Source organism: Massilia sp. LXY-6 (assembly GCF_051233485.1).
In the GTDB taxonomy this organism is placed as follows: domain Bacteria; phylum Pseudomonadota; class Gammaproteobacteria; order Burkholderiales; family Burkholderiaceae_D; genus Telluria.
Genome location: NZ_JBKFGF010000040.1, coordinates 179,300 through 189,713, shown reverse-complemented (window position 1 = coordinate 189,713; position 10,414 = coordinate 179,300). Strand labels below are relative to the sequence as shown.

Genomic DNA, 10,414 nt, shown 5'->3' with positions numbered 1-10,414 from the left:
GCGGCTTCGTGCTGGAAAAGGGCTGGAAGGGCCTCTCAAGCCCCGCCATCCACGGCAAGTTCGGCCTGCGCGCCTCCGTCACCGGCGAAATTGTCATGGACGAGGTGTTCTGCCCGGAAGAAAACGCCTTCCCGGAGGTGCGCGGTTTGAAAGGGCCGTTCACCTGCCTGAACTCGGCGCGCTACGGCATCGCCTGGGGTGCGCTGGGCGCGGCGGAAGACTGCTGGCACACCGCGCGCCAGTACGTGCTGGACCGCAAGCAGTTCGGCAAACCCCTGGCCGCGAACCAGCTGGTGCAGAAGAAGCTGGCCGACATGCAGACCGAGATCACGCTGGGCCTGCAAGGCTGCCTGCGCCTGGGCCGCATGAAGGACGAGGGGACCGCGGCGGTGGAAATCACCTCGATCATGAAGCGCAATTCCTGCGGCAAGTCGCTGGACATTGCCCGGGTCGCGCGCGACATGCTGGGCGGTAACGGTATTTCGGACGAGTTCGGGATCATCCGCCACATGGTGAATCTCGAGGTGGTGAATACCTACGAAGGCACGCACGACATCCACGCCCTGATCCTGGGCCGCGCGCAGACCGGCATCGCGGCGTTCTGATCCTGGGACGAAGCGGCCGCCGGGCGAGCACAGCATGAGATACTGCGCGCTTGCCCGGGGCAGCGCGCCCGGGATTCATGTGGACAGGAACGCAATGGCATTGCGCAATTGGAGACCGAACCGGAAACTGGGTATCGCCCTCGCGGCATGCTCCTTGGTGCTTGTCACCGTGTCCACCTATGCCTTCGTCAAGAGCCGTCACCTGAATGAGCTGCACCGTACCCTGGCCTCGCGGGCCGAGGTGTACGGGTCCACCATCGGCGGCGTGATCGACCGCTACGAATTCCTGCCGCTGGCGCTCGCCCAGAGCGACCTGGTGGCGGCCCTGCTGGAGCATCGCGGCGGCGTCGACGCGGCCGAGGTGAATACCTACCTGGAGCACATGAACCGGCGCGGCGGCGCCTTCGCCGTGTACGTGATCGGCCTGGACGGCACCACGCTGGCGTCGAGCAACTGGAAGGAACGCACCTCCTACGTCGGCCAGAACTACGGTTTCCGCCCGTATTTCAAGCTGGCTGCCGGCGGCGGAACCGGGCGCTACTACGGGATCGGCGTGTCCACCGGCGAGGCCGGCTATTTCATCTCGCAACCCGTGTGGCGGCATGAACGGGTGATCGGCGTCGCCGTCGCCAAGGTCAGCCTCGACTGGCTCGAGCGCTCGTGGCGCTCGCATGGCGGCAGCGAGCAGATCCTGGTCAAGGACGGCAATGGCGTGATCCTGCTGTCCTCGGTTGCCGCGTTCAAGTTCAAGCTGCAGGCGCCCTTGTCGGCCGTTGCCCAGCGCAGCATCCGCGAACAGCGCCAGTTCCAGGGGGAAGACCTGGCACTGCTGCCGCACCGGGTGCGCGAGCGGTTTGCCGATGGCGCATCCGTGATTTCGCTCGGCAACCGTGCCGACTACCTGGCGGTCAGCCATCGCCTGGCGCCGCTGGAGTGGGACATCAGCGTGCTCGCCGAGCTCGACCAGGTCCAGGCGGCCGCCAGGAATGCCGCGGTCGCCGCCGCGCTCGGCTGGGCCCTGCTGATGCTGGGCGCGCTGTACGCCGGGCAGCGCCGCAGCCGCATCCGCGACCGCTTGAACGCGCAGCAGGCCCTGGGACGGGCGTATGCCGAGCTCGAAGTGAAGGTGGCCCAGCGTACTGCCGACCTGCAGAACGCCAACCTGCGCCTGCAGGCCGAAGTGAGCGAACGCGAGCGCGCCGAGCGGACCCTGCGCCAGGCCCAGTCCGAACTGGTACAAAGCGGCAAGCTGGCGGCGATCGGGCAAATGGCGGCCGGCGTCACGCACGAACTCAACCAGCCGCTCGCGGCGCTGCAGACCTTCTCCGACAACACCCGGGTGCTGCTGGGGCGCGGACGCATCGACGACGCCCTGGACAATCTGTCGACCATTTCCGACCTGGTCAAACGGCTCGGCTACATCACCTCGCAACTGAAGGGCTTTGCGCGGCGCAGCGACGACAGCAACCAGTCGGCCAGCGTGCGCACCGCGTTTGCGCAGACGCTGCTGCAGATCCGCACCCGGCGCGGCTTTGAGCGCCTGGTGCTGAGCGAGGACTGGCCCGACCAGGACCTGCTGGTGCCATGCAATCCGATCCGGCTCGAACAGGTGTTTTCCAACCTGTTGTCGAACGCGATGGAGGCGGTGCCGGCCCCTGGCGAGGTGCGCATCGCGGTGGTCGCCAGGCAGGAGCAGGACCAGGTGTGGATCGAGGTGACCGACAACGGGCCGGGCGTGCCGGCCGCCAGCCTCGACCGGATCTTCGAACCCTTCTACACCACCAAGGAACAGGGACTTGGGCTGGGACTGTCGATCAGCGCCGGGATCGTCCGCGCCGCCGGCGGCACCCTGGCGGTGCGCAACCGCAGCGCGGGCGAGGGCGGCGGCGCCCAATTCATCATCAGCTTCACCTGTCAGAGGGAATCCCATGCTTGAACACAGCTCCGACGGCATGCAAGTGCTGTACGTCGAAGACGATGCCGTGGTCCGGAAAGGCGTGCGCCAGGCGCTCGAACTGGCCGGGCTGAGCGTGATCGCCTGCGCCACGGCCGAAGAGGCGCTGCCCTACCTGTCCCCGGCGTTCCGCGGCATCCTCCTGAGCGATGTCAGGCTGCCGGGCATCGATGGCCTGAAGCTGCTGAAGCTGGCGGTCGAGACCGACCCGACCCTGCCGGTGATCCTGGTGACCGGGCACGGCGACGTCTCGATGGCGGTCGATGCGATGCGCCAGGGCGCCTACGATTTCATCGAAAAGCCGTTTTCCGCCGACCTGCTGCTCGAAGTCTGCCGGCGCGCGCTCGACAAGCGCCGCCTGGTGCTGGAGAACCTGGACCTGCGGCGCCAGCTGGACAACCGCGCCGGCATCGAAGCCCGGGTGATCGGGCGCAGCAGCGCCATGACCAGGGTGCGCCAGCTGGTGCTGAACCTGGCGCCCAAGGCGGCCGACATCATCATCCTGGGCGAAACCGGCACCGGCAAGGAACTCATTGCGCGCTGCCTGCACGAATTCAGCGAGCGCAGCCAGCATCCCTTCGTTGCCCTGAATTGCGGCGCCTTGCCCGAGTCGATGTTCGAATCGGAACTGTTCGGCCACGAAGAGGGCGCTTTTACGGGAGCCCAGCGCCAGCGCATCGGCAAGATCGAGTATGCCAACGGCGGCACCCTGTTCCTCGACGAAATCGAAAGCATGCCGCTGGCGCTGCAGGTCAAGCTGCTGCGCGTGCTGCAGGAACGGAAGGTCGAGCGGCTCGGCTCGAACCGCCTGATTCCGGTGAACTTCCGGGTGATCACCGCCGCCAAGGAAGATCTCGCCTCGCTGGCGGAACAGGGCGCATTCCGGGCCGATCTGTATTACCGCCTGAACGTTGCCAGCCTGACCCTGCCGGCCCTGCGCAACCGGCGCGAAGACATCCCCCTGCTGTTCGAGTTTTTCGTGCTCCAGGCCGCGCGGCGCTACGGCCAGCCGGCGCCGCTGGTCGGCGAGGAGCTGCTGCATTCCCTGATGGCGCATCGCTGGTCGGGCAATGTGCGCGAACTCCAGAACATGGCCGACCGCTTCGTCCTCGGACTACTGGACTGCTCGCTGGCGCCGTCCGAGGCGAAGCGCGAAGCCTCGCTGGCCGAACAGGTCGATGCCTTCGAACGCTCGATCATCGAAGAGGCCCTGCGCCGCCATGGCGGGAATATCGTCGATGCCGCGCAAAGCCTGAACATTCCCAAGAAGACCCTGTACGACAAGCTGAAGCGTTTCGAGATTTCCACAGCGCAGTTCCGCTAAGCGCCGCCGCGTATTGCCTATCGCTAAGCGCTGGGCCTATGATACGCAACGCCTCCAGGACTGTTCTCCATGTTGAAATTCCGACCCCTCGCTGCTGCCGCTGTCTCGCTCGCCCTGCTGTACTCGCCCATCCGGGCGGAGGAGCCGAAGGTGCTGCACATGTTCCTGTCGACCAGCGAAGCCGGCCTCGATCCGGCGGTCGGCTCCGACCTGGCCACGCTGTCGCTGCTGGAAAACCTGTTCGACCCCTTGCTGCGCTACGACTACCTGGCGCGGCCCGTGAAACTGCAGGGCAACACGGCCACCGGGCTGCCGACGGTCGAGGACGGCGGCCGCACTTATACGTTCAAGATCCGCCCCGGCACCCGGTTCGCGCCGGACCCGGCCTTCAAGGACAGGCAGCGCGAAGTCACGGCCCAGGATTATGTGTACAGTTTCAAGCGCCTGTACGACCCGAGCCTGCGCTCGCCCTTCGGCTACATCTTCGACGGCAAGCTGGTCGGCGACGCGGCGCTCAAGAAAGACTTCAGCTACGCCACCGAGATCCCGGGCCTGCAGGCACTCGACCGCTACACCTTGCGCATCCGCCTGAACGAGCCCGACAACAACTTCCTGTTCTACATGGCGATGCCGGCGGCGTCGGTGGTCGCGCGCGAGGTGATGGAAGCCTATCCGGGCCAGGCCGGCAACCACCCGGTCGGCACCGGTCCGTTCATGGTCGGCGACTGGAAGCATAGCGACCGCATCGTGCTGCTGGCCAATCCGGCGTCCAGCGCCGTGTTCCACACCAGCCTCGGCGCCCAGAACACTGCCGAGGACAAGGCCGTGGCGGCCGCCCTCGAAGGCCAGCACCTGCCGCGCGTCGACCGCGTCGAGGTCAAGATCGCCGAGGAATTCCAGGGCCGCATGCTGGGCTTCCTGAACGGCGAATACGATTACCTCGAGCAGGTGCCGGAATCGATGACCGACATGGTCATCCAGAATGGCAAGCTGAAGCCCGAACTGGCCGCGCGCGGCATGCAGCTGTACCGCTTTCCGATCCTGCAGACCTACTACATGTGGATGAACATGCAGGACCCGGTCGTCGGCGGCTACACCAAGGATAAGATTGCGCTGCGCCGGGCCATTTCCCTGAGTTATAACAGCGCCGAGGACATCGCCCTGCTGAAGAAGGGCTTTGCGATGAAGGCGGAATCGCCGCTGCCGGCCGGCGTGCTGGGCTACGACCCGAACTACCGCAGCCCGGTACCCTACGATCCGGCGCTGGCGAACGCCCTGCTCGACCGCTACGGCTACGGCAAGCGCGACCCGGACGGCTTTCGGCGCCAGCCGAACGGCGAGCCGCTGACCCTGGTGATGAGCAGCGAGGCCACTGTCGGCGGCCGCCTGCGCGACGAACTGTGGCGCAAGTGCCTGAACGCGGTCGGCCTGCGCGTGGTGTTCAAGTCGGACAAGAAGCCCGAGATCATCAAGGCTTCGCGCCTGGGCAAGGTGCAAATGTTTGAGAGCAACTGGATTGCCGACTTCCCCGACGGCGACAATTTCTACCAGCTGCTGTACGGCCCCAACGCGGGCCGCGCCAACTATTCCCGTTTCAACCTGCCGGCCTATAACGCACGCTACGAACAGGCGCAGGACCTGCAGGACGGCCCGCAGCGCCAGAAGCTCTACTTCGAGATGAACCAGCTGATCCACGCCTATAACCCGTGGGTGCCGCTGACCCATGTGCTGTCGGCCGATATCCGCCAACCGTGGCTGAAAAACTACAAACGCCATCCGGTGGAATTCACGCAGTGGCGTTATCTGGATGTCGATGTTGCGCAAAGGGCACGCGCTACCCAAGGGAAATGAGATTTCGCTAGATTTTCCTTAGCAAAACATTCCTTGTAGTTATACTCGATTCCGGTTTTTTCATTGGAATGCGCAAATACGTCCGCGTACCCTCGAAATCAACAATAACGTAATGCAAAGACATTACTTGGCAATTACAACATCCAAAGACAAACGTCGCAGCACGACTCAGGAGAGACGCGTGAAGTTAAAGAAGTTAGCACAAATGATTGCCCTGATCGGCATCGTCAGCCCGGCCCTTGCACAAGAGGTGCAGTCGGACAAACCGATGCAACGCGTCGAAATCACGGGTAGTAGCATCAAGCGCATCGCCACCGAAGGCGCGCTGCCGGTGCAGACGATCTCGATGGATCAGCTCGACAAGCAAGGCATCACTAACGCCGAACAGATGATGCGCCTGATCTCGGCGAACGGCACCGGTGCTGACAACATGACGTCGGGTAATAACGTGTTTGGCGCGGATGCCGATCGCGTCAGCGGCGGCGGATCCTTCGCGTCGCTGCGCGGCCTGGGTCCGAGCGGCACGCTGGTGCTGATCAACGGCCGCCGCATCTCCGGCTATGGCCTGTCCGGCAAGGCGGTCGACCTGAACACCATCCCGATGGCGGCAGTCGCCCGCGTCGAGGTGCTGAAGGATGGCGCCTCCGCGATCTACGGTACCGACGCGGTCGGCGGGGTGATCAACTTCATCCTGAAGACCGACTTCGAAGGCCTGCAGGCGAACGCCAGCGGCAACTTCACCGAGGCCGGCGGCGGCGCCACCCGCCGTCTGCAAATCGTGGCCGGCAAGGGCAATCTCGACACCGACCGCTTCAATGTCATGGCCGCGATCGGCTACGACAAGAACGACCGCCTCGACTCGCGCCAGCGCTCGTTCTCCAACGGTTACCAGCCCCAGCGCGGCCTGTCCCCGGACACCACCGGCACGCCCGTCGCCAACCAGCTGACCGGCGCCGGCAGCGCGCTGGGCACCGGTTTCAAGAGGCCGGGCGACCCGAACACCTACCTGCAGGCCGGTCTCCTGAGCCTGCAAGGCAAGTGCGACAGCGTCACCGGCATGTCGCAATACGCGACCGGGTTGTGGAAGGACGTCACCTCGCCGCTGCGCTCGACCTATTCCTGCGCCTATGACTACGGCGGCGACTACGTGATGCAGATGCCGGTCGAGCGTACCAATGGCGTGGCGCGCGCCACCTTCCAGATCTCGCCGGAGCACCGCGTGTATGCCGAAGCCATCGGCGCGCATACCAACAGCCTGTCGATCCTGACCCCGGTCCAGATCTCGACCTCGTTCGCCAACGGCAATGCTTATCCGGTCAACGGTCCGTACTACCAGGACCTGTCGGCCTACATCCCAAGCTTCGACAAGACCAAGCCAATCCTCTACAAGTGGCGCGCCTGGCCGCTGGGCGACCGCACCCAGCAATACATCACCGACACCGCCCGCCTGATGGCCGGCGCCGAAGGCACCATCACAGGCAAGTGGGACTACCGGATCGACCTGTCGCACAGCGAGAGCCGCACCACGACCGACCTGGTCGACGGCTACGCCAACACCAAGGCCCTGTATTCGGTGCTGGGCAGCGGCATCGTGAACCCGTGGGCTTCGCCGGCCCAGGGCCAGTCCGACGCCGCGATGAAGGCACTCGACGCGACCAAGTTCTACGGCCGTCTGCAGCACGGCAAGACCACGCTGACCCAGCTGAACGGCTCGATCTCGGGCGAGATCTACCAATTGCCGGCCGGCGCCGTCTCGGGCGCCATCGGCACCGACCTGCGCCGCGAAAGCTACGAGTTCGCGCAGGACGTCGATGCGGGCACCATCCTGCTGGCGCCGGGCAATGCCAACCAGGACCGCGTGTCGCGCAACATCAAGGCGGTCTACGCCGAGCTGGTGGTGCCAGTCATCAAGGACCTGGAACTCCAGCTGGCGATCCGCCGCGACGACTACAGCCTGATCGGCGCGACCACCAACCCGAAGGTCGCGTTCAGCTACCGTCCGACCGGCTGGCTGATGCTGCGCGGTTCGGCCAACAAGGGCTTCCTGGCGCCGAGCTTCGGCCAGCTGTACTCGGGCAGCCTGTCGCAGGAACTGCCGAACGGCGTGTCCGACCCGGTCGGCTGCGCGGCCCATCCGAACGACCCGCGCTTCTGCGCGATCGAGCGCCTCAACTACAGGAGCGGCGGCAATCCGAACCTGCGTCCGGAAACCTCGAAGCAGGGCACGCTGGGCTTCATCGTCGAGCCCAGCAGCAACTTCTCGGCATCGGTCGACTATTGGGCGATCAACGTCAAGGACCGCATCCTGAACCGTACTCCGCAGGTGGTGCTGGCCAACTCGGCCTCGCTGCCGGAGTACATCCACCGCAATGCGGACGGCACCATCGACTACGTCCAGGCCGGCTGGATCAACGCGGCGGGCCTGAAGACCCGTGGCGCCGACGTCGGCCTGCGCGGCCGTGGCAACCTGCCGGGCGGCTACAAGTGGAACGCGGCCCTGGACGGCACCTGGACCCAGAGCTACCAGTTCGCCGAGTTCGAGGGCCAGCCTTACAAGGAATACGTCGGCAACTTCTACACCCGCGACCTGTACCTGCGCTGGAAGCACAACGCCACCCTCAGCGTGAGCAAGGGCCCGTGGAGCGCCATGCTGAGCAACCTGTACCGTGACGGCTACATGGACCAGGTGCCGAACGGCGGCAAGGGCACGCCGCCGGCCGGCTTCAGCCCGCGCGTGGCCAGCTACACGACCTGGGGCCTGTCGACGACCTACACCGGCTTCAAGAACACCACGATCACCGTCGGCATCCAGAACCTGTTCGACCGCGATCCGCCGTTCACCGCGCACAACGTGGACGAAGTCGTGGGCGCAGGCTGGGATCCGCGCGTGGCCGACCCGCGTGGCCGTTCGCTGAGCTTCGACATCAAGTACAGGTTCTTCTGACCGCTCGATCTCCGAACGCTCACGGCCCGTGCCGGGAAAGGGTGAACCTTCCCGCGGCACGGGCCGTTTTCCATGTCATTTCAATTCACACGAGGGTGGCATGGCGGGCATGAACAACATCGGCAGGCGGCGCTTTGCGGCGCTGATGGCGGCAACGCTGCTGCCGTCCTTGCCGGCCGCCGCCATCCCGCCGCGCGCACGCCGGCGCAACACGCCATCCATGACACACCTGATCAAACCTCCACGCCTTCAGTCCGGCAACCTGGTCGGCCTCATCGCGCCCGGCGGCTACACCAACGACGCTTCGATCCAGAAGGCGGTCCAGAACATCGAAGCACTGGGCTTCCGGGCCAAGCCGGGGAATTACCTGCGCGAGGTCTGGGGCAATTACGGCGGCACGGTCGCGGCCCGCATCGCCGACCTGCACGCCATGTTCCGCGACCCGGAAGTGAAAGCCATCTGGGCGATCCGCGGCGGCTCGGGCTGCATTTCGCTGCTGAAGCACCTGGACTTCGCGCTGATCCGCAAGCACCCGAAGGTGCTGCTCGGTTACTCGGACATCACGGCCCTGCATCTCGCCATCCACCGCCATGCAGGCGTGGTGACTTTCCACGGCCCGGTGGCATCGAGCACGCCGTCCGAATACTCGAACGAGCACATGATGGCGGTGCTGACCGACCCGCGCGCCACCTACACGATCCCGATGGCGGCGGAAAACGCGCGCCGTGCGCTGCTGGAGCCGCAGTATGCGATCCGCACCGTGCACGGCGGCAGGGCCACCGGCCCGCTCATGGGCGGCAACCTGTCCTTGGTGAGCGCGCTGGCCGGCACGCCCTACGCGGCCGATTTCCGCGGCAGCCTGCTGTTCATCGAAGAGGTGAACGAAGAGCCCTACCGGATCGACCGCTGGATGACCCAGCTCGGCCTGGCTTGTGGCCTGGACGAGGCGGCCGGCGTGATGATCGGCATCTGCGAGAACTGCGGGCCGCAGGGTAACGGCCCATCGCTCACGCTGGATGAGACCCTCGACCTGCACCTGCAGCCGCTGCACGTGCCGGCGGTGAGCGGCTACTCCTTCGGCCACATCCGCAACCAGTTCACGATCCCGGTCGGCATACGCGCCACGCTCGACACCGAGGCGCAGACCCTGACCCTGCTGGAGCCGGCGGTCAGCTGACGCCGGCCGTCAGCGCGCCTCGAACACCAGGCAGGTGGTGGTCGCGTGCGCGTACAGGCGTCCGTGCGCATCGACGATCTTGCCTTCGGCCGTGGCCAGCTGGCGGCCGCAATGCAGCACCGTGCCGATCGCGCGCAGCGGCCCGCCGTCCAGGCGCGCGCCGCGCACCAGGTTCACGCTCAGTTCCGCCGTGGTATAGCCCTGGCCCGGCGCCAGCATGGTCTGCACCGCGCAGCCGACCGCCGAGTCGAGCAGGGTGGCGTACCAGCCGCCGTGCACGGTGCCCATCGGGTTCAGGTGTTTTTGCTGGGGCGTGCCCTGGAAGACCGCCTGGCCGCGCTCGACTTCGACGAGCTGGAAGTCGAGCGTCTCGGCGATCGGCGCACGCGGAAAGCGGCCTTCGAGCAGGGCCTGCATGATGTCGAGGCCCTGCATCTCGCGTGCCTGTTCGAAAGGCACCACGCCGGTGCGGGCACCGTTTTGCGCCGCCCGCGCGCGGACGTCGTCGAGCTGCCGCTGCCATTGTTCCATCGTCGCCTGTGCATTCATGTGCTGTCTC

At 65.9% G+C, this 10,414-nt stretch carries 7 protein-coding genes; 6 read left to right on the top strand and 1 reads right to left on the bottom strand.

Going from position 1 to position 10,414, the window contains the following annotated elements; genetic code table 11:
- The 6 genes from ACI48D_RS18680 to ACI48D_RS18655 form a co-directional block, all read left to right on the top strand.
- Nucleotides 1-605: acyl-CoA dehydrogenase family protein (locus ACI48D_RS18680; protein WP_435572746.1), on the top strand; the 605-nt coding region annotated here is incomplete at its 5' end.
- Nucleotides 606-699: 94 nt separating this feature from the next.
- Complete coding sequence (locus ACI48D_RS18675; RefSeq protein ID WP_435572745.1) at nt 700-2,541, top strand: sensor histidine kinase; 1,842 nt, start codon at nt 700-702, stop codon at nt 2,539-2,541.
- Complete coding sequence (locus tag ACI48D_RS18670) at nt 2,534-3,883, top strand: sigma-54-dependent transcriptional regulator (RefSeq protein WP_435572744.1); 1,350 nt, start codon at nt 2,534-2,536, stop codon at nt 3,881-3,883. The genes ACI48D_RS18675 and ACI48D_RS18670 overlap by 8 nt, the downstream gene beginning before the upstream one ends.
- 69 nt (nt 3,884-3,952) lie before the next feature.
- Nucleotides 3,953-5,734, top strand: coding sequence for an ABC transporter substrate-binding protein (locus ACI48D_RS18665; protein WP_435572743.1), 1,782 nt, complete (start codon nt 3,953-3,955; stop codon nt 5,732-5,734).
- 205 nt (nt 5,735-5,939) lie between these two features.
- The gene (locus tag ACI48D_RS18660; protein ID WP_435572742.1) at nt 5,940-8,678 is read left to right on the top strand and encodes a TonB-dependent receptor; all 2,739 of its coding nucleotides are present in this window, start codon (nt 5,940-5,942) and stop codon (nt 8,676-8,678) included.
- A 100-nt stretch (nt 8,679-8,778) separates the two neighbouring features.
- Complete coding sequence (locus ACI48D_RS18655) at nt 8,779-9,855, top strand: S66 peptidase family protein (RefSeq protein ID WP_435572741.1); 1,077 nt, start codon at nt 8,779-8,781, stop codon at nt 9,853-9,855.
- A 9-nt stretch (nt 9,856-9,864) separates the two neighbouring features.
- Here the strand turns inward: ACI48D_RS18655 and ACI48D_RS18650 are convergent, their stop codons facing one another.
- Nucleotides 9,865-10,404, bottom strand: coding sequence for a PaaI family thioesterase (locus tag ACI48D_RS18650; RefSeq protein ID WP_435572740.1), 540 nt, complete (start codon nt 10,402-10,404; stop codon nt 9,865-9,867).
- Nucleotides 10,405-10,414 lie beyond the last annotated feature (10 nt).